The organism is Sanguibacter sp. Z1732 (assembly GCF_051020515.1).
Classification (GTDB): domain Bacteria; phylum Actinomycetota; class Actinomycetes; order Actinomycetales; family Beutenbergiaceae; genus CALKWS01.
Genome location: NZ_CP194857.1, coordinates 2,528,307 through 2,552,886, shown reverse-complemented (window position 1 = coordinate 2,552,886; position 24,580 = coordinate 2,528,307). Strand labels below are relative to the sequence as shown.

Here is a 24,580-nt window from a genome sequence, read left to right as displayed (position 1 = left end):
GGGCTACTCAGTCGCGGCTGAGCACGACCTTGCCGAACGCCGCACCGGAGTCCAGGCGCGCGAACGCCGCGCGGACTCCCTCCTCGTCGAACCGGTGCACCGAATCCACCACCGGGCGCACCCCGGTGGCCTGCAGCATCGCGAGGAGGCCGTGCAGTTGCTCCAGGGTGCCCATGGTGGAGCCGACCACCCGCAGGCTACGGAAGAACACGCGGTTGAGGTCCGCCGGCGGCATCGCCCCGGAGGTGGCTCCGGCGACGGCGACCACCCCGCCGGGACGCAGCGCACGGAGCGAGTGGGACCAGGTGGCCTCCCCGACGGTCTCGATCACCGCATCCACCGGTTCGATCCGCTCCCCGGCCACTACCGCCTGGTGCGCACCGATCGCCAGGGCCGCCTCCCGACGCTCCTCGGAGCGGGAGGTGACCACGACGTGCGCGCCCATGGCCCGGGCGAGCACCGTCGCGGCGGTCGCCACCCCGCCGCCGGCACCCTGGATCAGCACCCGCTGCCCGGGCCGTACTCCCGCGGCATCGACCAGGAGGCGGTACGCGGTCAGATAGGCGGTGGGCAGGCAGGCCGCATCGGGGAAGGACATCCCGTCGGCGATGGCGACCACGTTCCGTGCGGGAACCCAGACCCGCTCGGCCAGTGTGCCCGGGTAGCGCTCGGAGAGCAGGCTGCGTCGCGGGTCCAGGGTCTCCTCCCCCACCCAGCCCGGGCTGGTCAGCACCGCGTGCACCAGCACCCGCCGCCCGTCGGGGTCGAATCCGGCCGCGTCGGTGCCCAGCACCATTGGAAGCCGGTCGGCGCTCAGACCCACACCGCGAAGACTCCACAGGTCATGGTGGTTCAGCGAGGCCGCTCGGACCTGCACCGGCACCCAGTCGGCCTCGGGCGGGTGAAGATCCAGCGGGCCGATGCCCAATCCGGTCAGCGGGCGGTCGGGATCCTGGCTTCGGACGTAGACACAGCGCATCGGCACAGCCTAGTGGTGGGCCCGGACCCGACGCCCGGGGTCGCGATCGTGGCGGCCTACCCCTGTGATTGTCACCCGAGGGGCCCCGTGTGGGATGATGGGCGGTGGTCTCCGACCCCTACGTGACCGACGAACCGGAAGGTGCGCCCGATGAGCAAGCGCGGACGTAAGCGCAAGGCCCGCCGCAAGAACGCTGCCAACAGCGGCAAGCGTCCCAACAGCTGAGCCAGCGCGACACGCAACCAGTCAGATCAGCGCCGAGTGCGGATCCTTCGATCCCCTCGGCGCTGTTGCGTCTCCCGGCTGCGTGCCCGCACTCAGCGTGAGGTGCTGCGCTGCACCGTGATCTGGGAGAGCACCCGCAACCGCAGCGAGGGCGGCGCCACCTCAGCGCAGGAGCGACGCAGCACCACCCGCAGGGACTGTTCGGAGGCGAGGGCCTCCAGGCACTGGGCGCAGTCTTGGATATGGGTGCGCAGGCGTTCCAGTTCGCGCTCGTCCATCTCCGAGTCCAGGTACTCGGACAGATGCTCCAACGCCTCGGCGCAGTTGCACAACTGGGCTGCGCGGCGGATCTCTGAGTTCATACCTTCTCCACCTTGATCCCCAGGGACCGGGCATGGTCGGCCAGCAGGGTGCGCAACTGCGCGCGGCCGCGATGCAGGCGCGACATCACCGTACCGATCGGGGTGTCCATGATCTCGGCGATCTCCTTGTAGGCGAACCCCTCCACGTCGGCCAGGTACACCGCCAGGCGGCGATCCTCAGGAAGCGCTGTCAACGCCTCCTTCACCACGTCGTCACCCAGGGCGTCGATCGCCTCGGCCTCGGCCGAGCGCAACCCGGTGGAGGTGTGCGAGGCCGCGCGATGGATCTGCCAGTCCTCGACCTCCTCGGCGTCGGACTGCTGCGGCTCACGCTGCTTCTTGCGATACGAATTGATGTAGGAGTTGGTCAGGATCCGGTACAGCCACGCCTTCAGGTTGGTGCCCGGGCGGTACTGACCGAAGGCCGCATAGGCCTTGGAGAAGGCCTCCTGGACCAGGTCCTCGGCATCCTCGGGCTTGCGGGTCATCCGCAGCGCTGCGCCGTAAAGTTGGTCCAGGTAGGGCAGTGCTTCGTCCTGGAAGCGGCGGTCGCGCTCTGCGACGGTCTCCTCCTCGGGCGCACGCCGGGGCGACCGCTCGTCCTGAGCGGCGCCGGTCCCGGAGGCTTCACCGTGATCATTCATCACCTGCAAGCCTAGCCCTCCCCAGCCCTCGCGCAGCCCGGCGGGCACAGCCTGCTCACGGTCCCTCGTCATCACCTGCACATCATGGACAACCGTCTCCACCCGCCCGGCTATTCCCAACGCTCGCCGATACGGCTATCTCACCGAAAAGCTCGCGCTCGAGCCCATTCTGCGGTAGCAATGGACCTATGACTTCGCTGCGCAGACTGGCCCGCCCGTTGCTCGCCTCCGTGTTCATCGTGGACGGGTGGGACGCGATGCGGAATCCGGAACGGCACGCCGAGAACCTCGAGCCGGTCGCCAAGCCGCTCAAAGCCGCCTCCGAGAAGGTCTCGGGACTGCCCGAGGACACGGTGACGCTGGCCAAGATCAGCGGTGCCATCTCGGTGGGGGCCGGGGTGCTGCTGGCCACCGGCAGAGCGCCCCGCCTGGCCGCCGGGATCCTCGCCCTGGTCGCAGTCCCGCTCACAGTGCTGAACCGGCCCACCGACGGCACACCCGAGGAGCGCCGCGCCGCGCGCAGCACGCTGCTACGCAACCTGGGTCTGCTCGGTGGGTTGATCATCGCCGCCTCCGACCGTGAGGGTGAGCCGTCGCTGGGTTGGAAACGGCGCAACGCCAAGGAGCACCGCGCCGAACTCGCCGAGGTGAAGTCGGACATGCGCGGCCGGGTGAAGGCAGCCAAGGCCGCATGAGGCCCTCTCGATGACCACCGATCAGGTGTGGGCGGCTCCGCTTGCCACCCTGGGCCTCGACGCCACCGTCGTGATCCCCGGATCGAAGTCGCTGACCAACCGTTACCTGCCCCTGGCCGCCCTGGCTGAGGAGCCGACCACCATCACCGGTGCGCTGCGCTCCCGGGACGCGGACCTGATGATCGGGGCGCTGCGGTCGCTGGGCACCACGATCACCATCGGCGAGCAGGACCCCACCTCGATCTCCATCACTCCTGGTCAATTGCAGGGCGGGGTCCGGATCGACTGCGGACTGGCCGGGACAGTGATGCGGTTCATCCCCCCGATCGCGGCGCTGGCCACCGGCCCGGTGCATCTGGACGGTGACGCAGCGCCGGTCCCGGCCGATGGGCCCGGTGCTGACCGCCCTGGCGGACCTGGGCGTGGCTCTCGGCGGCGAGCAGGACCCGCCGCAGTTCCTGCCGGTGACCGTGCACGGTGCCGGTGCGGTGGCGGGTGGACAGGTGCAGATCGATGCCGCCGCCTCCTCCCAGTTCGTCTCCGCCCTGCTCCTGGCGGCCCCACGGTTCACCTCCGGGCTCACCCTGCGCCACGTCGGATCGGTGCTGCCCAGCCAGCCGCACATCGACATGACGGTGGCCGCGCTGCGGGAACGGGGCGTCGTGGTGGATGACACCACCGCGGGTCAGTGGCGGGTCGAACCGGGCCCGATCGCCGGTGGGCACGTCGCCGTCGAGCCGGACCTCTCCAACGCCGCACCGTTCCTGGCCGCCGCGCTGGTGGCCGGTGGGCAGGTGCGGATCCCGCACTGGCCTGCCCGCACCACCCAGCCGGGAGCTCTGCTGCCAGAGTTCCTGACCGCCTTCGGCGGGCCAGGTGAACCTCGACGACGACGGCGTGCTCACCGCCCGCGGCGGCGGCACCCTGGCACCGGTGGACCTGGACCTGAGCCAGGCCGGGGAACTCACCCCGGCCCTGGCCGCACTGGCCGCCCTGGCACCTGGTCGTTCGAGGCTGCGCGGCATCGCCCACCTGCGCGGGCACGAAACCGACCGGTTGGCTGCACTGGTCACCGAGATCACCCGGCTCGGGGGTCGGGCCGAGGAGACCGAGGACGGCCTGATCATCGACGGCGGCGACCTGCGCCCCGCGGTGCTGCGGACCTACCACGACCACCGGATGGCGATGTTCGCCGCCATCATCGGCCTGGCGGTGGACGGGGTGGGTGTGGTGGATGTAGCCACGACCGCCAAGACCGTGCCCGGCTTCGCCACCATGTGGCACTCGATGCTTACCGGGGCATGAGGTCACCGCGCGAGTACTCCGAGGCGGACGTGCGGATCCGTCCGAACTCCCGTGGCAGCCGGCCGCGAGCAAGAGGCGGCCGGACCACGCCGACGCGATCCCGGCGCTGGTGATCGGACTGGACCGTGGCCGGGCGCGGCTACTCACCGACGACGGCGTGGCAGTGGTGGCGATGATGGCCCGGGAACTGGGCCGGGCCGCCGTCGTGGTCGGGGACCGGGTGGATGTGGTCGGGGACACCTCCGGCGCCTCCGACACCCTGGCGCGGGTGGTGCGCGTGCACGAACGACACACCGCGCTGCGCCGCTCCGCCGAGGACGTCGAGGGCGCCGAGCGGGTGCTCGTGGCCAATGCCGATCAACTGGTCATCGTCACCGCGCTGGCCGAGCCCGAACCGCGCCCACGCATGGTGGACCGCTGCCTGGTAGCGGCCTTCGACGCCGGCATGGATGCCTTGCTGTGCCTGACCAAGGCGGACCTGGCCGACCCCGAGGAGTTCCTGTCCGCCTATACCTCCCTGGGCGTCTCCGCGGTGGTCACCGCCGCACCCGGGGCGGCCACGCCGTCGGACATCACCGGCTTGGCGGAACTTCGCGAGGCCGTGACCGGACGGATGTCGGTGCTGGTCGGTCATTCCGGGGTGGGCAAGTCCACGCTGGTCAACGCCCTGGTCCCGCAGGCGGACCGGGCGGTGGGCAAGGTCAACGTGACCACCGGCCGCGGGCGGCACACCTCTACCTCGGCGGTGGCCCTGCCGCTCCCGCAGGGGGGCTGGATCATCGACACCCCGGGTGTGCGCTCCTTCGGTCTGGCGCACGTGGACCCCGACAGTCTGGTGCTCGCCTTCGAGGACCTGGGTGCCGTCGCCCAGGACTGCCCGCGGGGGTGCACCCACACCGCGGACGCCCCGGACTGCGTACTGGATGACTGGGTGGCCTCGGGGCGGGCCGGAGCGGTCGGAGAGGCCAGGTTGGCCTCGTTCCGCAGGCTGCTGGCCAGCCGCACCTCCTCCGATTGAGGCTGCCGGACACAGAACCGGAACCGCTGCGGAACGCGCCAGGTCACCGCTGCACTCGTCGCAGTGGGCTCACCGACGGGGCCGCGGGATGGGCACTTCGCGCAGGGGGTGTGCGCCGGCGATGAAGAGTCGCGCGCGTGGGTGAGTGGCTCCGGCGATGCGCTGCAGGGCCGCGTGCCCGGCTCGGGGGTGGCGGCCGTCGAGCGCGCCGACCCGCACTGCGAAGACGAGATCGAAGGGCTCCTCGTCCTCGGTCAGGACGAAGTCCTCGATCGCCACCTGCCGCGCGCTCAAGCGCCCGGAGTCGATCTGTGCGGTCGACCGCTTCTTGAGTTGGTCCACTGCCGTGGCGGACCTGTCGATGGCGAGGAGGTGGCCGGTGGTCAACCGGTCGGCGATCACGCGCGCAGCAGCACCGGGTCCGCACCCGATCTCGAGCACCCGCAGGTGTGGCTCCAGCGGTAGTGCTTGGACGATCCGGGCCAGGCGGGGTGACAGGTGCGTGGACATGCGACTCAGTTCCGGCTCGTGGTCCGCGGGCCGGTGGGCACCGGCTCCAGGTCGACCAGTGGGGGCACCAGGACCTCGCTCGTCGCGGCGTCCGGGATGCGGGCGGCGACCTGGGCCGCCTCGTCGGTGGTGGGGCACTCGATCAGGTAGTAACCGGCGAGCACGCCGTCCTGGTAGCCGACTTCTTCTCCGGGGGTACCGGTGGCCAGGGTCACGCCATGACGGACGCGGACCGCCACGGCCTCCTCGGGCGGAGCGAGTGGGCTGCAGTCCAGGAGCCGGCCCTGTGAGTCGAGGTCCTCAATCAGCGCGATGTGCCTCTGCATCTCCCCGTCCGCGCCGTCGGCGGGTATTCCCTGCCACCGGCCCCGTGGCCAGTGCACGAGCAGCAGGAACCTCATAGGGTGGTCTCCTCAGAGCGGAGGGCCCGGCTCATCGCCTACCTCCTGAGCGCCGGTGCAGCCAGTCGATCGGGTCGCCGCCGTCGGTGCTTGCTCCGGTCTCGCGCAACATCATCCGCACCAACTGGCGCCGATGTGCGGAGAAGGTGAGCACATGGGCGATGACGCTGCCGATGACGAAACTTTGGGGCGGCCGGCACAGCGCGTCGATGAGTCGGTCCGCCCACGCACCGCGGCGGTCGATGTTGCGGATCGTGGCCAGCCAGCGACCGGCGAGCGCCTCGTGGCGGCCGGCGAGCGTCACGGCGTCGTCGTCACCGAGCACCTCCGGAAACTCATAGCCGGCGATCGCGGCCAACCAGACCTCCTTGGTCGCGACCAGGTGGGACATCGCCTGAGCCACCGACTCATCCGGACCATCCCACTCCAGGGGAGCGTTCCCGGGTAGGCGTACCCGACGGTACTCCTCCTCCGACAGCCCTTCGACCGCCTCCAGCAGGTGACGGACGTCGTCGATGTCGTGGTGCGCCATCATCTCGATGACCTCGCCCGATCCGGACCGGGCCGAGGCGGCCTCACCCTCGCCGAGCCACAGCGAGGTCGGGGGGTGGAAGTGGATGCCGTTGGGGGACGGAAGCCAATGGCTGCTACTGCGGTCAGTGACGGTACTGGGCGGGGAGCCGAACGCCTTCGAGAAGGCCCGCCCGAACCCGTCGACCGACTCATACCCGGCCGCGAGAGCCACCTGCGTCACCGAGGCGCCCCCACCGAGTTGCCACGCCGCCCGCTCCAACAGCACCCGGCGCCGCATCTGCACCGGCGGCTCCCCCGTCCCTCGGGCCAACTCCCGACTGAAGTGGAACGGAGACAGGAAGGCGCCCTCGGCCATCTCCGCCAAGGTGCGATTGTCCTCATCGAGGGCCGTGTCGAGCAACTCCCGCAGGCGGTCGCGTTCCTGATCCGGCATGACAGCAGTATGACCGGGACCACCGCTGCCGCGCCCGACCGATCTTGCGCATCAGGAGTGCGCCGGCCTCACTGCCTCACACCGGTGCGCAGGGCTACCGGCCCCCGTGGGAGAGCGCACCGAGCACGTCGGCGTTCGTCTGGGAGATCACCGACAGCGGGATCCCCTTGGGGCACACCGCTTCGCACTCCCCGATCTGGGTGCACCCGCCGAAGCCCTCGTGGTCGTGCCGGGCGGTCATCGCCAGCGCCCGGGCGTGCCGTTCGGGCTGGCCCTGGGGGAGCTTGCCCAGGTGATCGATCTTGGCGCCCAGGAACAGCGAGGCCGATCCGTTCGGGCAGGCCGCCACACAGGCTCCGCAACCGATGCAGGCGGCGGCGTCGAAGGCGTCCTGGGCGTCGTCCCGGGGCACCGGGGTGGCGTGGGCGTCCGGGGCCGAGCCGGTGTTCACCGAGATGTAACCGCCGGCCTGGATGATGCGGTCGAAGGAGGAGCGGTCCACCACGAGGTCGCGGACGACGGTGAACGGCTCGGCCCGGAAGGGCTCGACGTCGATGACGTCGCCGTCGTTGAAACTACGCATGTGCAACTGGCAGGTGGTGACGAGCTGTTTGGGCCCGTGCGCCAGGCCGTTGATGACCAGTCCGCACGCACCGCAGATTCCCTCGCGGCAGTCGTCGTCGAACGCGATCGGGTCGTCGCCGGCCATGGTGAGGCGCTCGTTGAGCATGTCGAGCATCTCCAGGAAGGACATGTCCGGGGAGATGCCCTCCACCTGGTAGGTGACCATCCGGCCGTTGTCGGTGGCGGTGCGCTGCCGCCATACGCGCAGAGTGATGTTCACTTGTAGCTCCGCTGCTTCATCTCGACGTACTCGTACTCCAGGTCTTCCTTGTGCAGGACCGGTTTGGCGTCCTCTCCGGTGTACTCCCAGGCCGCCACGTAGGCGAAGTTCTCGTCGTCCCGCAGCGCCTCACCGTCCTCGGTCTGATGTTCGGCGCGGAAGTGCCCACCGCAGGACTCCTCCCGGTGCAGGGCGTCGATGCACATGAGTTCGCCGAGTTCCAGGAAGTCGGCGACCCGCCCGGCCCGCTCCAGGGACTGGTTGAACTCCGCCGCGGTACCGGGCACCCTGACGTTGCGCCAGAACTCCTCACGCAGCGAGCGGATCAGGCCGATCGCCTTCGTCAGGCCCTCGGCGCTGCGCTCCATGCCGCAGTACTCCCACATGATGTCGCCGAGTTCGCGGTGGAAGGAGTCCACCGTACGCTCGCCGTTGATGCTCAGGAGTTTCTCGATCCGCTCGGTCACGGCCGCCTTGGTGGCCTGTGCCTCGGGGTGGTGCTCATCCACCGGCGGCAGCGGGTTGTCCGCGAGGTAGTGCGCCAGCGTGGGTGGCAGCACGAAGTAGCCGTCCCCCAACCCCTGCATCAGCGCGCTGGCACCGAGCCGGTTGGCGCCGTGGTCGGAGAAGTTGGCCTCCCCGGTCACGAACAGCCCCGGGATGGTGGACTGCAGGTCGTAATCCACCCACAACCCGCCCATGGTGTAGTGCACCGCGGGATAGATCCGCATCGGCATCTCGTACGGGTTCTCCCCGGTGATCTGCTCGTACATGTCGAACAAGTTGCCGTACTTGCCCTCCACCGCCTTGCGGCCCAATCGGGCGATCGCATCGGCGAAGTCCAGGTAGACCCCGCGCGCTACGCCGTCGACCTTGTGGCCCACCCCGCGGCCCTCATCGCACACGTTCTTGGCGGCCCGGGAAGCCACGTCCCGAGGCACCAGGTTGCCGAAGGCGGGGTAGCGACGCTCCAGGTAGTAGTCGCGCTCGTCCTCGGGGATATCCTGCGGGGCGCGTTCGTCACCGGGCTTCTTCGGAACCCAGATGCGCCCGTCGTTGCGCAGCGACTCGCTCATCAAGGTGAGTTTGGACTGGTTCGCCCCGGACACCGGGATGCAGGTGGGGTGGATCTGGGTGTAGCAGGGGTTGCCGAAGAAGGCGCCCTTGCGGTGCGCCTTCCAGGTGGCGGTGACGTTGGAGCCCATCGCGTTGGTGGACAGGAAGAACACGTTGCCGTACCCGCCGCTGGCCAGCACCACCGCGTCGGCCATATGGGTCTGGATCTCGCCGGTGACCAGGTCCCGGGCCACGATGCCCCGGGCGTGGCCGTCGATCACGATCACATCGAGCATCTCGTGGCGGGAGAACATCTCCACCGTCCCGGCCCCGATCTGGCGTTCCATGGCCTGGTAGGCCCCCAGCAGCAACTGCTGACCGGTCTGGCCGCGGGCGTAGAAGGTGCGCGAGACCTGCACACCGCCGAAGGAGCGGTTGTCCAGCAACCCGCCGTACTCCCGGGCGAACGGTACGCCCTGGGCCACGCACTGGTCGATGATCTCCACGCTGACCTGGGAGAGCCGGTAGACGTTGGACTCCCGGGCGCGGTAGTCACCGCCCTTGACGGTGTCGAAGAACAACCGCTCGATGGAGTCCCCGTCGTTGCGGTAGTTCTTGGCCGCATTGATCCCGCCCTGGGCGGCGATGGAGTGGGCCCGGCGGGGGCTGTCCTGATAGCAGAACGCCTGGACGTGGTAACCGGCCTCACCGAGGGTGGCCGCTGCTGCGGCGCCGGCCAGTCCGGTGCCCACCATGATCACCGAGAGTTTGCGGCGGTTGGCGGGGTTGACCAGTTTCGCCTCGAACCGGCGGGTGTCCCACCGCTCGTTGATCGGCCCAGCCGGAGCCTTGTCATCAGCGATCGGGGCGCCCGAGATGTAGAACTCAGTGTCGACGGGCTGGGTGGTACTCACTACACGACTCCGAACAGGACGGCGAAGGGGGGAATGAGGAAGGCGAGGATCATCGCTACCGCGACGACCGTGGCGGCGATGTTCAGGTTCGCACGCACCCGCGGCGATCGGTTCCAGCCGATGCTGGCGAAGGCCGCCCACAGCCCGTGGCGCAGGTGGAAGCCCAGGGCGATCAGGGCGATCGTGTAGGTGGCCACCACCCACCAGATCTCGAACCCGTTCACCGTTCGCTCGTACGGGCTTCCGGAAGCACCACCGGGGGCGATGTGGTTCGTGGTCAGGTGCAGGATGTGGTAGATCACGAACAACCCGATGACCACCCCTCCCCACCGCATCGTGAACGAGGCGTAGGACCGCTGGTGGCCGCGCCGGGCGTTGCTGCTCACGTACCGGGCGGCACCCTTGCCGGCGGTCGCGCCGCGGTTGCGCCGCCATAGCGTCACCGCTGCGTAGATATGCGCTCCGATAGCGGCCAGCAGCACGATCCGCAGGATCCACAGCGCGCCGCTGTAGGGCAACAGGGGCTGGCCGATCTCACGCAGGTAGGCCGAGTAGGCATCGAAGGCCTCCTGCCCGGAGAAGATCTTGAAGTTGCCGTAGGCATGGGCGATCAGGAATCCGACCAGGATCAGCCCGCTGACGGCCATGACAGATTTGAGCACGATGCTCGAGCGCCACGTCGGGATCGGTGGCCTGGTGTTCAGTGTTGGGGTTGCCACCCCTTCACCGTACTCTCTTTGGCGACCGTCCCCTCACACTTCCTTCACCGGCAGCGGGTCGTGTCGCCGGGTGGTTCAGCCCTCGGATCCTCCAGTGCGGCCTGGATCTGCTCGGGGCTCCAGGTCATCGGTGTCTGCAGCAGCCACTCGTGGCCGAAGGGGTCGCGCACCCGTCCGCCGCGCGCCCCGTAGGGCTGGTCGGCCACCGGGAAGACCACCTGGCCGCCGGCCGCCACCATCTGCTCGGCCAGACCGTCCGGATCGTCGGTGGTCACATCGAGCAGCACGCCCGGCCGGCCCAACGTCTGCGGGCTGGGGTCGTGCTCGTCGGCATCCTTGAGAAGAAGGGCGAGGCCGAACACCGCCAGTTCGGCGAACACCACGGAGTCCCCCATCGTGTACCGCTGCCGCACCGTGGCCCCGAGGGCCCGGGAGTAATAGTCGATCGCGCTATCGGCCTCGTGGACGACGAGTTTGGGCGTGAGTGTGATGGGCATGCCTCCAGTGTGCCGCCCATGCTGGTCCCGGGCTTGGACATTTCAGCGGGATGGGTTCGTTCCGTTCAGTGGATCCGCGCCCCGGCCATGAGCGATTCAAGTGCCGTTCGCGCTCCGTCCCGGTGCAAGTCGGTCAGCGCGGACCGGTATGCCGTGACGAACCGGTCGTCGTCGACGAGGTCACCGAACAGCGTCCGATCGCGCAGGAACGCAAGTTCATCCTGCCGCTGCCGGCCCGCTGCCGCCATCACCCGGTCCCGGCGCTGATCCACAACCTCGATCGGCCGGCCCTGCTCGTCGGTGCCTTCGGCGTACCGCGCCCACGCCGCGACGACGAGGGCCGAGCATGCCACGGATCCGCCGGCCTGCAGGTTCTCCACGACCACCGGTACCAACCACGCCGGAATCCGGTCCGAACTCTCCGCGCAGAGCCGCGCGAGGGTGTCGCGCACATGGGCGTTGGCGAACCGTTCGATGAGTTGGTGCTGATAGTCGCGCAGATCGACACCGGGCACCGGGGGCAGGGTCGGGGCAGCTTCCTCACGCATGTACCGGAGCAGGAAGGACCGGAACAACGGGTCCGCGGCGACCTCATGGGCGTACCGGTACCCGGCGAGGTAGCCCAGGTAGCACAGCGCCTGATGGCTGGCGTTGAGCAGGCGCAACTTCATCATCTCGTATGGCACCACGTCATCGACCATCTGCACGCCGGCGTCCTGGAACGGCGGACGGCCGGTCGGGAAGTCGTCCTCGAGGACCCACTGGACGAACGGTTCGGCGACGACCGGCCACTCGTCGATGATGCCGAACCGGGTCGCCACCATGGTGCGGTCGGCAGCGGCGGTGGCGGGGGTGATCCGGTCCACCATGGAGTTGGGGAAGGAGACCTCGGCGTCGATCCAGCCGCCCAGATCCGGATCCTGCAGCCTGGCGAACGCCACCAGCATCGCCCGGGCCACGTCCCCGTTGCCCTGGATGTTGTCGCAGGAGACCACCGTGAACGGCGGTACTCCCGCGGCACGGCGCCGCCGCAGCGCCGCCAGCACGTAGCCGAACATCGACGACGGCTCGTCGGGGTGGGCCAGATCGTGCTGCAGTTCGGGGGCGGCGGGATCGAGTTCGCCGGTCACCGGGTTGACGTGGTACCCGCCCTCGGTGACGGTCAGCGAGACGATCCGAACCCCGGGATCAACCATCTGATCGAGCACCGCCGCAGGGTCCGCCGGCCCGTACAGGTACCGCGCGATCGAGCCGATGACCCTGGGTTCCAGCGTCCCGTCCGGGTGCTTGGTCACCAGTGTGTACAGCCCGTCCTGCGCCTGGAGCACGTCGGCCATGTGCCGGTCCCCCGGTAGCAGCCCCACGCCGCAGATGGCCCAGTCCCGGGCGGTCCCGTCCTGCATGAGTCGATCCACGTACATCGCCTGGTGGGCCCGGTGGAATCCGCCTACCCCGAAGTGCACGATCCCGACGCGCAACTGCGTGCGGTCGTAGGCCGGAGCCGGCACCGTCGCGGAGACTGCCTCCAGCGTGTCACGGTTCAGCACTTTCACGGGTGCCTCCTTCTCCTCGGCCGGTTCACGGTACGCCCGGCGCGCCTCGGAAACCAAGTGACACGCGCGCACCGGTGCCGGTGGGATACGCAGAGGTGCCAGCGAGCGCCGGCCACCAGGTACACCTGGTTCACCCGGTGGCCTCCCGCAGGGCCACGGCCTCGTGCCGCAGATGCGAGGCAGCCTCCGGCGTCAAGGTGTCGGGGCGTTTGGGGTTGTCCAGGTGACGGATGAACCGGTCCAGTGCGACGTGCGCAGGCTGGGTGCGCCCATCGTCCAGGTGTCGTTCGACTTGGTCCAGCGCTCCGGCCAACTGATGAGCGATCGGTCCGGCCACCGCACCGTCGGCCGTGTAGGCCTCCAGACTGGCTCGCAGCGCGTCGACCGAGGGCGGGTCGGGTTCGGCCTCGGTTCCGCCGGCGATCAGCGTGAAGTCGTCGATCTGGACCCAGCGGTCACCGTCCAGGTTGCTGCCGACGTAGACCTCCACGGCGGTGTTCGGTCCGGAATTGAAGGTCAACGCCTGACGCTCGTACACGGGCAGTTCGGTGAACTCGGTCTCGGCGAGGACCTGGGCGCCCGGGCCACCTGACGAACGCCCAGCGCGCCCTGGGCCGGTTCGCCACCGGTGGTGACGAAGGCCGACAGGTCGTAGGTGGTGTTCGGCTCCACCGGCACCTGCTGGTGCACATCGATCCATCCGGTGTTGTGCCGCATCCAGGCTTGGTTGCTGCCCGAATGGGCCCAGTTGATGTCGCGATCGATGCCGCAGTTCCCGGTGCAGGACCAGACGTCGCTCACCGCACCGGATTCGCCGGCGCGTTCGAAACTGGGATCGGCGATCAGGTTGGGGCGGGTGATCTGTCCGTCGGTATCGAGATCGAAAGCGAGCTGATAGATGTTGTACGGCTCCCACAGCGACATCATGAAGTGCACCGTGGGGCCCTCGTTCCAGGGGTGCATGTACGGGGAGTACAGGCCGGGATAGTCTGCGAAACTCGCGACGATCTGAGCCTGGCCCCACGGGCCCTCGGGAGCCGGCGCGGTGCGCACCACGACGTCGACCTCCTCGTCGTTCAGATACATCATCAGCCACTGCCCGGAGTGTTCGTGGTACTGCACGGACAGTTCGGAGACGTTGGGGGCCACGACGTCGACCGCGGCGGTCTCCTCGGGGGCCCAGCCGGCGCCGTCCCAGTAGGTGTAGGAGTCCTTGTCCAGGATCTCTTCCTCGGGTACCCGCGCCACCTGGGCCGCGCCGAGGCGGCCGTTCGGCGTGCCGTGCATGTAGATGTAGCCGTCCCCCTGCCCGCGCACGAAACTGACCATCTGGAAGTTGTTGTCACCGGCTTCGGTGTTGGTCCACTCCGGACCGTCGGTGTCATTCCAGGTCTCCCCGTTGTCCTCGGAGTAGGCGATCCGGGAGTAGTTGGTGTCCCACTCCCCCGGCTCTCCCCACTGGCGCACTGACATGAACGCCAGGTACTGGGTGTCACCCACGGCGATCCCGGCGGTGGGGATGGTGGTGTGCTCGGTGCCCGGGTCCTTCAGCGAAGGGATGATCTCGGCCGCGTCGCCGTCGCCGTCCAGCACTGCGCTATCCAGCATCATGCCGGTGGTGAAGTCGGCATCGGAACTGCGCAGCAGACCGTTGGAGCGCCAGTCCGGCCCACCAGCAGGGGCCGTGGCGAAGGTGTCCCCGATGGCAAACATGATCTGCCCGGCCCCGTTGTCCCACATCAACCCCAGGTCGGTACCCCCGACGTTCCACCGGGAGTCCGTGTCGTTGATCGAACCCGGCCCGGTGATCTTCGCGATCATCTGCGCCGGAGAATGTTCTTCCGAGGCTGCTGCGGGCGTAGCCACCAGGACCACCCCCGCTGCTGCCAGCGCCAGTGTGCCCAGGGCCGCGGTTGCCCTGGTGCCCGTGCTGCTAGATGTGCTAGATGTGCTCATATCCCTCTCCTTGGCGTCATTGCCTGAGCCGGCGACCGCCGGCACCAGTGCCCTCCTGGACGGCTGCGCTGCTTCGACGGCGCAGCGCATCAACGGATGGTTCTCCCCTCCCCCGTGGCCAACATCAGCGGGCACCGAGCAGATCCTGCCCGTCGACCACGAGACGCTCGATCTCGAACCGACCGTGCCGGCACGTCAACTCCACCCCGTCGGGCACCGGCCGGAGCGTGCCCCAGCCGCCGTCGGTGAGCACCGGCCAGCCGCCGTCGGGCATAGCCGCCACCTGCAGGGTGCCGGTGGTGGCGTCCCAACGGTGCCCGGTGCGAGCTTCCAGGACCGTCCATCCCGACAGAGCCCGCACATAGTGGTCTCCGCACTCAACCTGGTTGTACGGATTGCGTCGGCGCCCGTCGTACCGGGCCCACAGTCCGGTCAGGATCGCGTCGGCTTCCTCGGTCAGCCCTTCCATCAGGCAGTGCGCGGCCACCTGCTGCTCGATCCCGGTCCACACCTCATCGCAATACCGGGTGGGCGTGGCCGGGCGGCCCCCGTGCGGCCAGGAGCACATCAGCAGCCCGGTCTCATCCTGGACCGCGAAGGACCGGAATGGGTGGTCGAAGCCGTCGAAGCCGGTGCGCAGGTTGTGACGGACCACCGAAGCCAGCGCAGTACGCACGTGATCGGCCGGGAGCAGGTACCCCAGGTCCAGGGTGTGGGCCCACCACTGCCCGATCAGTTGGTCGGACAGGCAGCCGCGCTCCCATTGGAACTTGGTCGGATCGCCTTCCTCGAGCACCTGGATGTAGTACTCCCCGGTGAAGAGGGCGTCATCGTAGGCGACCGAGGACCGTTCGAACCATTCCCGCCACCTGGTGGCGATGTCGGTGTGGCCGAGCAGCCGGGCCAACTCCTCGCCCGCGCGCAGTGCCGCGAGCCAGTAGGTGCCCATGAAGGTGTTCAGGCCGGCCAGGTCGATGTCGTGGGTGGAGGGTTGTATGCCGTGCAGCATCCCGGTGCCCTGGGGATCCCAGGATGCGGCGACGTACTCCAGCAGTCGGTGGATGTTGGGCCAGTACGTCCTGAGCCAGTCCTGTCCGGCTCCGGTACGCACCTCCCGATACGTCTGCAGGACGGTCGCGAGCATCCCGTCCAGTGCGGGCTCTCCCGGTCCCCCGATCGGCCGGTCCCATAGTTGGGGTAGGTGGGTCGGGGCGATCAACCGGTGCGGGATGAACCCTGGCGGGGCCTGCATGACCTCGAACTGAGTCCGCCGCATCGACCGTTCCAGTTCCGGGAACAACTTCGCCAGTCCCTGGGCATAGGCGAACACATGCGTACAGTTCAGCGGACAGGACCCGCCAACGTCCCCGGACCACATCGTGGTCGAGGCGCCATGCACGCCCTCGAACCCGTAGAACCTTCCGTCCTCATCGCGGAAGAAACTCGGGCTCCTGATGATCGCGGCCTGGGCGAGCAGATGCTCGGTCTCGGTCGCGCTCAGTCCCGAGCCGGCGACCGTGCGTACCCACCGGCGGGAGACCGACTCCAGACCCTTCCATTGCTGCTGCACCTGCCGGCTCACCGCCAACGCGTCGGCATGCACGGTGGTGTAGTGGTTGCCGAGCCGGTGCCTGGTAGCCCCCCACTCGGGCCGGATCCCCCCGAACTGTGTGAAGTTGACGTACCGGTTCGGAAAGTGCCACGTGAGGACGAACCGCACCTGCACGCTCTGCCCGGGAGGCACGTCGATCTGACCCGCCAAACCACCGTTCCAGGTGGCTCCGGTCGGGCTGGGCCGTGCCTGGCTCCAGGTGCCCGTGGGTTGTGGATCGGCGATCCATGAGGGCATGTGGGCCCAGTCCTGGGGACCGAACGGTTGCCGCGAGCGCATGAAGTCCAGGAACTGGTGCGGGCTGGTCCAAGCGGGTAGTGCCGTGGTCAACGGAGCATCACAAGCGAGCACCATGGAACCGGCGCCGGGGTGATCCGCGGACAGCGACGGGTTCTCCAGCACCAGGTTGGTCCAACCCCCGTCCCGGTTGACCCGGTTGACGTTGCCACCGTATCCGGGCGCGCGCACGCCGTCGGGCGCCAGGACGCCGTCACCTCCCACAGCGTTCTGGATCGCCCCCCCCCAGCCAGGCGGCCACGGGGGTCACGTCGTGGTTGGTGAGGGTGAGGGTGAACAGGGCGGCGGGCAGCGAGCTGTTCTGCACATCCAGCGGCACGAACGGGGTGAAGGCTTCCAGGCTCACCTGCACGGGCAGCGTCTCGTCGTGGAAGTCGACCCGCCCGAAGGGGTACTGGCCGGTGAAGGTGGATTCGGGCATCGGCTCGGCCTGCTCGAGCAGTTCACGCTGCCAGTTCGGGACGTGGTCGTCGTTGACCAGCGGGGTGTGGGTCTGTTCAGCCGCCGGCGCAGGTGCCTGCAGAATCCGCACGGCGTCGAACGGTGGTTCCCACTGGCTCACCCGGAGCGCGAAGAAGGATCCGGGGAGATCGCCACGGTGGTTGCCGATGTTGTGCAGTTGCCACTGTCGCAACCCGCCATCGGCGCCCAGGGCGAGGTTGCCGGTGCCGATCCCGCCCAGCGGCAGGGCCACATGGGGCCCGAGTGCATGCGGGATCGACCGGGGGCCGGTGTCAGCCATGGGACTCCTTCACTGCAGCGCATCGAGCGCCGCTGCGTTGTCGTACTCGCCTACTTGATCCCGGAGATCCGGATTCCGCTGATGATGTACCGCTGGAAGATCAGGAACAGCACGATCACCGGGGTGGCTGCGAGGGTGGAACCCGCCAGCAACAGGCCGTACTCGGTCCGTCGTTCAGAGCGGAACATGGCCAGGTACTGCTGGATCTGGGTGAGTGGACTGTCCGGCTCGGTGATCGTCATGATCGGCCACACGTAGGCGTTCCAGAACGCCAGGAAAGAGGTGATGCCGACGACGACGAATACCGGTTTGGACATCGGCAGGAAGATCCTCAGGAAGATCTGCCACCGGCCGCATCCGTCCAGGAACGCTGCCTCCTCCAGGCTGGTCGGGACGCCGAGATAGAACTGGCGGATGAAGAAGATGTGGATCGCGGCGGTGGCGCCGGGCACCACCAGGACTGCCAAGGTGTTGAGCATGCCCATCCGGGTCACCACGATGTAGGACGTCAGCAGGATCGCCATCCCGGGAATGAACATGGTGAGCAGCGTCAGGGTCCAGATGATCCGTTTGAAGGAGAACTCCAGACGCGCGAAGGCATAGGCCGCCATCGAGTTCACGGTGAGGCTGAGCAACGTGAACAACACCGCGCCGAGGAAGGTGATCCCCAGGGCACGGGTGAACTGGGGATCGCTCAGGATCTCCGCGTAGTTCTCCGGGCGCCAGATCTCGGGGAAGAACTGGAACGGCGAGGTCACGACCTCATTGCGTGCCTTGAACCCCGAGATCGCCATCCACGCCAACGGAAACAGGGCGGCGAGCACGATGAGGAAAGCGAACAGGTATCGGAACACGGTGCCCACAGGACCGGTGGATCGGGCGCTGCGGCGCCGTTTGGTCACCGTGGTCACCCCGGAGATGATCTCCGGGGCCATATCGCGGGTAAGTGCTTGTCCGGTGACTGCCATCAGCCATCCACCGCCTTCTCCGAGTTGATCAACCGGAAGATCACTGCCGACAACGAGCCCAGCACTAGGAACAGCAGCAGGGCGGCAGCGATCGAGTACCCCACGTACAGATCACCGGTGAACCTCTGGAAGATCAGCAGGTTGGGCAGCAGCGTCGATTGCGTCGGGCCACCACCGGTCATGATGAGGGGGAGTTCGTACTGCTGGATCGCGGCCACGAACCCGGTGACCAGCAGGTACAGGATGACGTTCTTCATCAACGGGATGGTGATGTAGAACGTGCGCTGGAACCAGTTCGCGCCCTCGAGTTCGGCTGACTCGTAGTAACTCTCCGGGACGTCCAGCAAGCCGGCGAGCATGATGAGCGAGGCCAGGCCCAAGCCGAGCCAGATCGCCGGCACGGTCAGGGCGTACAGCGCGGTCCGGGCACTGCCCAGCCAGGCGATGTCACTGATGCCCACCAGTCCGAGCAGGTAGTTGAGGATGCCCTGGCGGTACTCGTACACCAGCACGAACACGATCGAGGCGATCACCCCGGAGATCACCGTGGGGATGTAGATGCTCACCTTGAGCAGGGTGGCCATCCGCTGCCCCATCGTCTTGACCAGGTTGGCGAACAGGAAGGCGATCGTGAGAATCACCGGCACCACGATCAGCGCGAACACCAGGCCGCGCACGATCGACTCGCGGAACGTGGCATCGTTGAGCACGATCTGGAAGTTGCGCAGGCCGATGAAGATCGACTCCTGGTAGAAGTTCCATTGGTAGAAGCTCACCACCCAGGCGTAGATCAGCGGCCAGATGACGAAGATCGAGAGCAGGATGAGCGCCGGGGCAAGCATCGCGAACGCGATCTTGTTGTCCTTCCGGTGCGGAGCGGGTCGTCGTCGCGCCGCTTGCCCATCGTGGTGGGTACCACGACGTTGCTGGGACAGCACCGCCATGACCGTCACCTCCTTGTGAGTCGGGGTGCTACCGACGGGCCCGGCCGGGCCCGTCGGTAGCACAGGGTCAGGACCCGGCCAGGTCTGAGTTGTCGATCTCGGTCTGGATCTCGCTGTCGGCGTACTCCAGCGCCTCGTCGACCGGTGTGCCCTGCATGGCCATCTCGATGGCCTCACCCATCGCTAGGCTCACGCCCCAGGGATACTGCGGCTCCGCCTGGGCGTAGGGGACGATGTCTTCCTGGATCACCGCGTTCCACGGGTTGATCTCATCGACATCCGGGTGCTCGGCGATCGCCTCGGCCACCGAGATACGGGGGGAGACCTTGGAGAAGACGGTGGACTCGAAGAAGGGCACCAGGACATCCACGTCGCCACCCAGGGCCCATTCGATGAAGGCCGCGGCCTCTTCGGGTACGTCGCTGGCGCCGTCAACCACAAGGGTCCAGCCACCGAGGGTTGCGGTGGTCTCGCCGGGCTGGCCGGAGAAACTTGGCATGGCGGCGACCGCGACGTCGTCGACGAGGTCGGGGTAGTCGGCCAGTAGTTCACTGGCTGCCCAGGAGCCGTTCGCCATCATGGCGTAACGACCTTCACCGAAGGGGGAAGCCTCCGGGTAGCCCCCGCCGTCGGCCGGTGGGATGGCACCGGAGGCGAACATGTCCTGGAACGCCTGCAGCAGCGGGGCGTAGTCCTGCGTCGCCTGCGGCTCGGACCAGTCATCGCTGATCGGCAGGTGTCCGGCCACGTTCCATTGGTAACCCCAGGTGGACCACGCCATGTCCCCGGCGTTCTGCGCCAGCCGCAGCCCGAATGTGGTGTCGTCGGTCAGTTGGTCGGCATAGTCGACGAGTTCGTCCCAGGTGGTCGGCGGGCCATCGAGTCCGGCCTCCTCGAACAGGTCGGTGCGGTAGTACAGCACCGCCGAGGGTTCGACCAGCAAGGGGTAGGCATACTCCTCGCCGTCGTAGGTCACCATCTCCCGGACGTTGTCCTCCAGGTCATCCCATGCTGCGGAATCGATGAGGTCGGCCAGTGAGGTGATCTGACCGGTACGAGCGCCATCGGAGATGTCGCCGTAGTTGACCGTGCGGACATCCGGCTGATTACCGGCCGCTTGGGCAGCGGTCATGCGTTGGTCCCAGGCATCGCCAGGAACGATCGTGTGGTTGATGAAGATGTCGTCCTGGGCGTCGTTGAACTCTTCGACGACGCCTTCGTACCACTCGTTCTCCTCATCGGTGTACTGGGTCTGCCAGAAGGTCACCTCCACCGCGCCCGTGGGGGCATCGGAGTCCCCGTTCTCACCCCCGGGCTCGCCGGTGTCGCCCGGGCCACCTTCCGGTGTCCCGGAGCACGCAGTCAACACCAGACCTGCCGCCGCGATGGCGCTCATCGCGCCCATCGTGCGTCGTGTGCGTCGTGTGCGTCGTGTGCTCATTGTCGTCATCCTCCTTGATGTGCTCTGGACGAGCGGGTGGTTATGGATTGCTGATCTCGAGGTCGAGGCTGTACCAGAAGACGTTGTACGGCCCCCACAGGGACAGGGTGAAGTAGAGGGTTCGACCGTCATCACTGACGTAGTCCGGATGCGTATAGGGCCCGTACAGGCCGGGACTGTCCACCTGGTCGGTGATGACGTGCGGCTCGCTCCACGGTCCCCAGGGGTTGAGGCCCTCCAAGAGCACCGCGTCACCCTCCGCGAACCGCATTGTGGTCAGGAGCCAGCGCTGGAGTTGCTCGGAGTAGATCACCGACAGTTCGCCGAACTGTCCCGGGACCACATCGACGGCGGCGTCCATCTCCTGCGACCATTGCGCAGCACCGTCGCCATCAGTGCCGGTGAAGTAGCGGTAGGAGCCCAGGTCCTCCACGGCCCCGGTGCTGGCGGGGACCTTCATCAACTGCACCGGGCCGGTGCGGCCGGCCGGGATGGAGAAGAAGTACAGATAATCCTCACCGTCCTCGGAGACCTCGACGGTGGAGACCTGGATGAAGTTGGAGTCTCCCGGCCACTGGATGTCCAGCTCGGTCCAGTTCTGTCCGCCGTCGTCGCTGCGGGCCAACCCGGCGTAGTTCGCCTCCCACTCCCCCGGTTCACCCCAGAGATGTACCGACATGAACGCCAGGTACAGGACGTCGTCCACCGCGAAGCCGAAGGTGGGGATCTTGGTCACCTCCCCGACGCCGTTCGGATCGTGGGCACCGGGAACGGCTTCGGCGGCAAAACCGATGTCGTCAGTGATCCAACCGTCGAAGGTGATGCCGTCCGAGGGGTCGTCATCGGTGGTGTAGGCGAGTACGTTCGAGCGCCAGTTGCTCCCCTGCCCGCCGTGGGATTCCGGGTCGCGCTCACCGAAGGTGTCACCGAAGACGAAGAAGGTCCGCTCTCCGGCGGTGAACATCGAGCCAAGATCGGTCCCGGCCACCGCCACCGCTTCGGTGTCGTTGATCCGCGAGTCCGGGCCGGTCAACTGCGCGATCTGGGTCACGTCGCTGACGCCGGTGATGAGGAAGTCACCCCCTTTCGACTCGGCGACATCCACGGCGCCGGGGTCCGGTGAGCACGCCGCCAGCAGCACGGCGGAACCCGCTGCGGTCGCCCTCACCATCGCCCGCCTCCTCATCCCTGCCTCGGCCGGCGCTGATCCAACGGTGCCAGCGTGAGGCCCGGCGTCGGCTGATCGGCGTACCAGTACGCTGTGGAGGACAGGTCGTCGCTGCGCTTGTTGGCATGCCCGTGTTCGATGGTGACCTTGATCGAGGTGGTGAAGGAGATCGGGTCCTCGACATGGAAGCGGTAGGTGGAGATCTGGCCACTCCAGTTCTCCCCGCCCGGCAGCGTGAGCCCGTGGTAGGGCGCGGCATAGGACTGCGAGGGACACCAGGCGGTGTTGAAGTAGTCCTCGGTGCCAGTGCCGTGCAGCCGCGGGGGCCACGGCTCCCCGTCGATGAAGATCATGTCGTCGCCTTCGCCGTACCAGTTCCAGTCGCTGGTATCGCGCAGGTTCGTGATGTTCAGGACGCATCCGATGTAATGCCCGCGCCCGGTGGTGTCCAGGATCGTGTAGTTGCCGTGCCCATCCCGGTTCTCTCCGCCGAACAGGAATTCCGCGTTGGACTGTCCGCCCTGTTCGACGCCGTCGGTGGGGCACTGCCGGTTCCACGAGGCGTGGAACCTGCCGAACCCCTCCTCGAGTTCATCGAAGGCGTCGTAGTCGATGTAGTAGTAGAACCACATGTCCTCCGCTTCGCATTCACTGGTCAACTCGAACCGGGCGCCATCAGCGAAGGGCATGTGGAAGAAGGAGTTGAACGCTTTACCGTCCTGTGGGCTCATCTGCAGGGGCAGCGAGGCGAAATTGACCGTCCGGGCATGCCCGACGCCGAAGAAGTCACCCAGCGGGACCAGCACACTCGGGTACTGGGCGCCGTCCCAGTAGATCTTCAGCACCAACTTGCGCAGGTAATCGTTGTCCACCGAGTCCGGGGTTGGCGCCTCCCGGGGTGCGACGGTCATCCAGATGTGGTTCACCGAACCCGCCCCGGGTATATCGGCAAGCGTGACGGTGCCCCGGTCGGACCGTGACGCGATCCTCATTGCCGCCGGTGGGGTCCCAACTGGATTCGCGCATGCGCCGGTGTGCGCGCAGCCGCGGTAGGTCTCGCAAACTGCTTCCGTAACTGCCGTAGCGGCCGCCGCTGGTCGCCATCGTTCTCATTCGCTCCTTTGGGAAATCGATTACCCATCTCATCGCACCTTGAACCTCGCGGTCAAGGGTCGGCCTTGAAACTCCGATCGCGACTGGCGACGAATCGCTCCGTCTCGGTGGCGGTCGGTGCTGCGGGGGCCCCTCCCGGGCGAGTCACGGCCAGCGCCGCTGCTGCGTTGGCGTACCGCACCGCGGTCAGCAAGGCGTCACCCAGGGCGAGCCGCGCACCAAGGTTTCCGCAGAAGGCATCGCCGGCACCGATCGTGTCGGCGACCTGCACCTCGTGGGCCGGAACCCGCAAGAGCCGGCCTTCCTTGCCGACCACGAGGAGGCCGGCGGCCCCGCAGGTCACCACCACGGCGCAGCCACTGCTGAGCTGCAGCATCTCAGCGGCGCGGTCCAATGCGCCTTCGCCGGGCACCATCTGGCGCAGTTCCACCTCATTGGGCACCAGGACGTCCACCAGTTCCACCAGTTCCGGTGGCAGCGGCGCATAGGGTGCCGGATTGAGGATCACGGTGGTACCCGCTGCCCGCGCGATCCGGGCCGCATGGACGACCGGGGCGATCGGGACCTCCAGTTGCAGCACCAGGACCGCCGCCGCGGCAATCTTCTCCCGCGCCGCCTCGATGTCCTGCGCACTCAGCGCATGGTTGGCTCGCGGGACGATGATGATGGCGTTCCGCCCATGCGCGTCCACGACCGGTAGCCCCACACCCGTGCCGTGCTCGCCGTCGGCGGCCAGATTCCCGTCGTCGATTCCTTCGGTCTGCAGGAACTCGCGGAACTCGGCGGCGAACGGATCGAGGCCCACCCGCCCGATGACCCCGGTGGTGGCCCCGGCACGGGCCGCCGCGATCGCCTGGTTGAAGCCCTTCCCGCCGACGTAGGTAGCAAATCCGGTTCCCATCAGGGTCTCCCCGATCTCGGGCATCCGCGGCGCCGTTGCCACCATGTCGTACATGAACGAGGCGACCACGCACACCTGCACCGACCCGCTCACCGTCGGCCCCCGGCGTCAGCCGTCCTTCGGGTGGAGTGACCGAGGGCGCCGCCGGGGTGGCGCTCGCCGAAGGCTCCGGCGTCGAATCCTGAGCGGGTCATCAGCGCTGCGGCCAGCGCATCGCCGACGGCGAGAGTCACCAGCGCTGAGGAGGTCGGTGCCAGCCCGAGCGGATCCGACTCGCGCGGCACCGAGATGTCCAGCCATACCTGCGCTGACTCGGCAAGCGGTGAGGCGGGTTCTGCAGTCATCGCGATGACGGGAACGTCCCAGGAGGCCAGCATCCTCGCCACCTGGCACACCTCAGCGGTGGTCCCGGAGTTGGAGATCAGGATCCCGATGTCACCGGCAGCCACCGATCCGGAATCCCCGTGCAAGGCGTCCGAGGCGTGCATGAAGTGCGCAGGGGTTCCGGTGCTGGCCAGTGTGGCAGCGATTTTGGCACCGATGAGACCGGACTTGCCCAATCCGGAGACGACGACTTTCCCGGGTCGGGAGCGGATCAGGTCCAGCGCCGCGCCGAGCGCGGGCAGTACCGTGTCGATGCTGCGCCGCAAGGCTTCGACTTCAACCTGCAGGCTCTCCCGCGCGGCCACGAGCTCGGCTCGCAGCCCCGTCATCGCCGCGGCCTTCCCGGCCGGGTGACCAGGCAGCCG

The 24,580-nt window shown here is 67.9% G+C and carries 24 protein-coding genes and 2 pseudogenes; 4 read left to right on the top strand and 22 right to left on the bottom strand.

Annotated elements, in window-relative coordinates; translation table 11 throughout:
• Positions 1–7: 7 nt before the first annotated feature.
• Complete coding sequence (locus ACRRRO_RS13530; protein ID WP_424796743.1) at positions 8–979, bottom strand: zinc-binding dehydrogenase; 972 nt, start codon at positions 977–979, stop codon at positions 8–10.
• 150 nt (positions 980–1,129) lie between these two features.
• On the opposite strand from ACRRRO_RS13530, the gene ACRRRO_RS13525 reads away from it, so the two are divergent.
• Positions 1,130–1,204 (top strand): 50S ribosomal protein bL37, encoded by a 75-nt coding sequence (locus ACRRRO_RS13525; protein WP_424788671.1) that lies wholly within the window; start codon positions 1,130–1,132, stop codon positions 1,202–1,204.
• A 92-nt stretch (positions 1,205–1,296) separates the two neighbouring features.
• Here the strand turns inward: ACRRRO_RS13525 and rsrA are convergent, their stop codons facing one another.
• Entirely contained in the window at positions 1,297–1,566 is a 270-nt protein-coding gene (gene rsrA / locus ACRRRO_RS13520; RefSeq protein WP_424796742.1) for a mycothiol system anti-sigma-R factor, read from the bottom strand.
• Entirely contained in the window at positions 1,563–2,282 is a 720-nt protein-coding gene (locus tag ACRRRO_RS13515) for a sigma-70 family RNA polymerase sigma factor (RefSeq protein ID WP_424788602.1), read from the bottom strand. The genes rsrA and ACRRRO_RS13515 overlap by 4 nt, the downstream gene beginning before the upstream one ends.
• A 116-nt stretch (positions 2,283–2,398) precedes the next feature.
• Between ACRRRO_RS13515 and ACRRRO_RS13510 the strand changes: the two genes are divergently transcribed.
• From ACRRRO_RS13510 to rsgA, 3 genes and pseudogenes are all read left to right on the top strand, one after another.
• Positions 2,399–2,905, top strand: a complete 507-nt coding sequence (locus ACRRRO_RS13510; protein ID WP_424796741.1) for a DoxX family protein — start codon at positions 2,399–2,401, stop codon at positions 2,903–2,905.
• 10 nt (positions 2,906–2,915) lie between these two features.
• Positions 2,916–4,210: pseudogene (aroA, locus tag ACRRRO_RS13505) on the top strand (3-phosphoshikimate 1-carboxyvinyltransferase).
• Positions 4,207–5,228, top strand: a pseudogene (gene rsgA, locus ACRRRO_RS13500) (ribosome small subunit-dependent GTPase A). The pseudogenes aroA and rsgA overlap by 4 nt, the downstream one beginning before the upstream one ends.
• Before the next feature lie 69 nt (positions 5,229–5,297).
• Here rsgA and ACRRRO_RS13495 read toward each other — a convergent pair.
• From ACRRRO_RS13495 to ACRRRO_RS13405, 19 genes are all read right to left on the bottom strand, one after another.
• Positions 5,298–5,738, bottom strand: a complete 441-nt coding sequence (locus ACRRRO_RS13495) for a class I SAM-dependent methyltransferase (protein WP_424796739.1) — start codon at positions 5,736–5,738, stop codon at positions 5,298–5,300.
• Between the two features lie 5 nt (positions 5,739–5,743).
• Positions 5,744–6,139, bottom strand: a complete 396-nt coding sequence (locus ACRRRO_RS13490) for a YciI family protein (RefSeq protein ID WP_424796738.1) — start codon at positions 6,137–6,139, stop codon at positions 5,744–5,746.
• A gap of 31 nt (positions 6,140–6,170) precedes the next feature.
• Positions 6,171–7,106, bottom strand: a complete 936-nt coding sequence (locus ACRRRO_RS13485; RefSeq protein WP_424796737.1) for a helix-turn-helix domain-containing protein — start codon at positions 7,104–7,106, stop codon at positions 6,171–6,173.
• Between the two features lie 94 nt (positions 7,107–7,200).
• On the bottom strand, positions 7,201–7,950 hold the full coding sequence (locus tag ACRRRO_RS13480; protein ID WP_424788609.1) for a succinate dehydrogenase/fumarate reductase iron-sulfur subunit: 750 nt from the start codon (positions 7,948–7,950) through the stop codon (positions 7,201–7,203).
• A complete protein-coding gene (locus tag ACRRRO_RS13475) occupies positions 7,947–9,920 on the bottom strand; it encodes a fumarate reductase/succinate dehydrogenase flavoprotein subunit (RefSeq protein WP_424788610.1) in 1,974 nt (657 codons plus the stop codon). The genes ACRRRO_RS13480 and ACRRRO_RS13475 overlap by 4 nt, the downstream gene beginning before the upstream one ends.
• Positions 9,920–10,639: a succinate dehydrogenase cytochrome b subunit gene (locus ACRRRO_RS13470; protein ID WP_424788611.1), complete on the bottom strand. Its 720-nt coding sequence runs from the start codon at positions 10,637–10,639 to the stop codon at positions 9,920–9,922. Before ACRRRO_RS13470 ends, ACRRRO_RS13475 begins: the two co-directional genes overlap by 1 nt.
• Before the next feature lie 44 nt (positions 10,640–10,683).
• Positions 10,684–11,136, bottom strand: coding sequence for a VOC family protein (locus ACRRRO_RS13465; RefSeq protein ID WP_424796736.1), 453 nt, complete (start codon positions 11,134–11,136; stop codon positions 10,684–10,686).
• Positions 11,137–11,201: 65 nt separating this feature from the next.
• Positions 11,202–12,689, bottom strand: a complete 1,488-nt coding sequence (locus tag ACRRRO_RS13460; protein ID WP_424796735.1) for a mannitol dehydrogenase family protein — start codon at positions 12,687–12,689, stop codon at positions 11,202–11,204.
• A gap of 130 nt (positions 12,690–12,819) precedes the next feature.
• A complete protein-coding gene (locus ACRRRO_RS13455) occupies positions 12,820–13,209 on the bottom strand; it encodes an FIMAH domain-containing protein (protein ID WP_434080405.1) in 390 nt (129 codons plus the stop codon).
• On the bottom strand, positions 13,206–14,645 hold the full coding sequence (locus ACRRRO_RS13450; RefSeq protein WP_434080404.1) for a DUF4185 domain-containing protein: 1,440 nt from the start codon (positions 14,643–14,645) through the stop codon (positions 13,206–13,208). Before ACRRRO_RS13450 ends, ACRRRO_RS13455 begins: the two co-directional genes overlap by 4 nt.
• Positions 14,646–14,769: 124 nt before the next feature.
• Positions 14,770–16,758, bottom strand: a complete 1,989-nt coding sequence (locus ACRRRO_RS13445; RefSeq protein WP_434080403.1) for a GH116 family glycosyl hydrolase — start codon at positions 16,756–16,758, stop codon at positions 14,770–14,772.
• Positions 16,748–17,296, bottom strand: coding sequence for a GH116 family glycosyl-hydrolase (locus tag ACRRRO_RS13440; RefSeq protein WP_434080402.1), 549 nt, complete (start codon positions 17,294–17,296; stop codon positions 16,748–16,750). The genes ACRRRO_RS13445 and ACRRRO_RS13440 overlap by 11 nt, the downstream gene beginning before the upstream one ends.
• 50 nt (positions 17,297–17,346) lie before the next feature.
• Positions 17,347–18,264: a carbohydrate ABC transporter permease gene (locus ACRRRO_RS13435; protein ID WP_424796732.1), complete on the bottom strand. Its 918-nt coding sequence runs from the start codon at positions 18,262–18,264 to the stop codon at positions 17,347–17,349.
• Positions 18,264–19,208 carry a carbohydrate ABC transporter permease gene (locus tag ACRRRO_RS13430; RefSeq protein ID WP_424796731.1) on the bottom strand — a complete coding sequence of 315 codons (945 nt, stop codon included), beginning with the start codon at positions 19,206–19,208 and terminating at the stop codon, positions 18,264–18,266. The genes ACRRRO_RS13435 and ACRRRO_RS13430 overlap by 1 nt, the downstream gene beginning before the upstream one ends.
• A 67-nt stretch (positions 19,209–19,275) precedes the next feature.
• Positions 19,276–20,604 carry an ABC transporter substrate-binding protein gene (locus ACRRRO_RS13425; RefSeq protein ID WP_424796730.1) on the bottom strand — a complete coding sequence of 443 codons (1,329 nt, stop codon included), beginning with the start codon at positions 20,602–20,604 and terminating at the stop codon, positions 19,276–19,278.
• Positions 20,605–20,689: 85 nt separating this feature from the next.
• Positions 20,690–21,820: a DUF4185 domain-containing protein gene (locus tag ACRRRO_RS13420; protein ID WP_424796729.1), complete on the bottom strand. Its 1,131-nt coding sequence runs from the start codon at positions 21,818–21,820 to the stop codon at positions 20,690–20,692.
• Positions 21,821–21,831: 11 nt separating this feature from the next.
• Positions 21,832–22,728, bottom strand: a complete 897-nt coding sequence (locus ACRRRO_RS13415) for a glycoside hydrolase family 172 protein (RefSeq protein ID WP_434080401.1) — start codon at positions 22,726–22,728, stop codon at positions 21,832–21,834.
• A 254-nt stretch (positions 22,729–22,982) separates the two neighbouring features.
• Complete coding sequence (locus tag ACRRRO_RS13410; RefSeq protein ID WP_434080400.1) at positions 22,983–23,900, bottom strand: ribokinase; 918 nt, start codon at positions 23,898–23,900, stop codon at positions 22,983–22,985.
• 20 nt (positions 23,901–23,920) lie between these two features.
• The gene (locus tag ACRRRO_RS13405) at positions 23,921–24,544 is read right to left on the bottom strand and encodes a KpsF/GutQ family sugar-phosphate isomerase (RefSeq protein ID WP_424796726.1); all 624 of its coding nucleotides are present in this window, start codon (positions 24,542–24,544) and stop codon (positions 23,921–23,923) included.
• Positions 24,545–24,580: the final 36 nt, after the last annotated feature.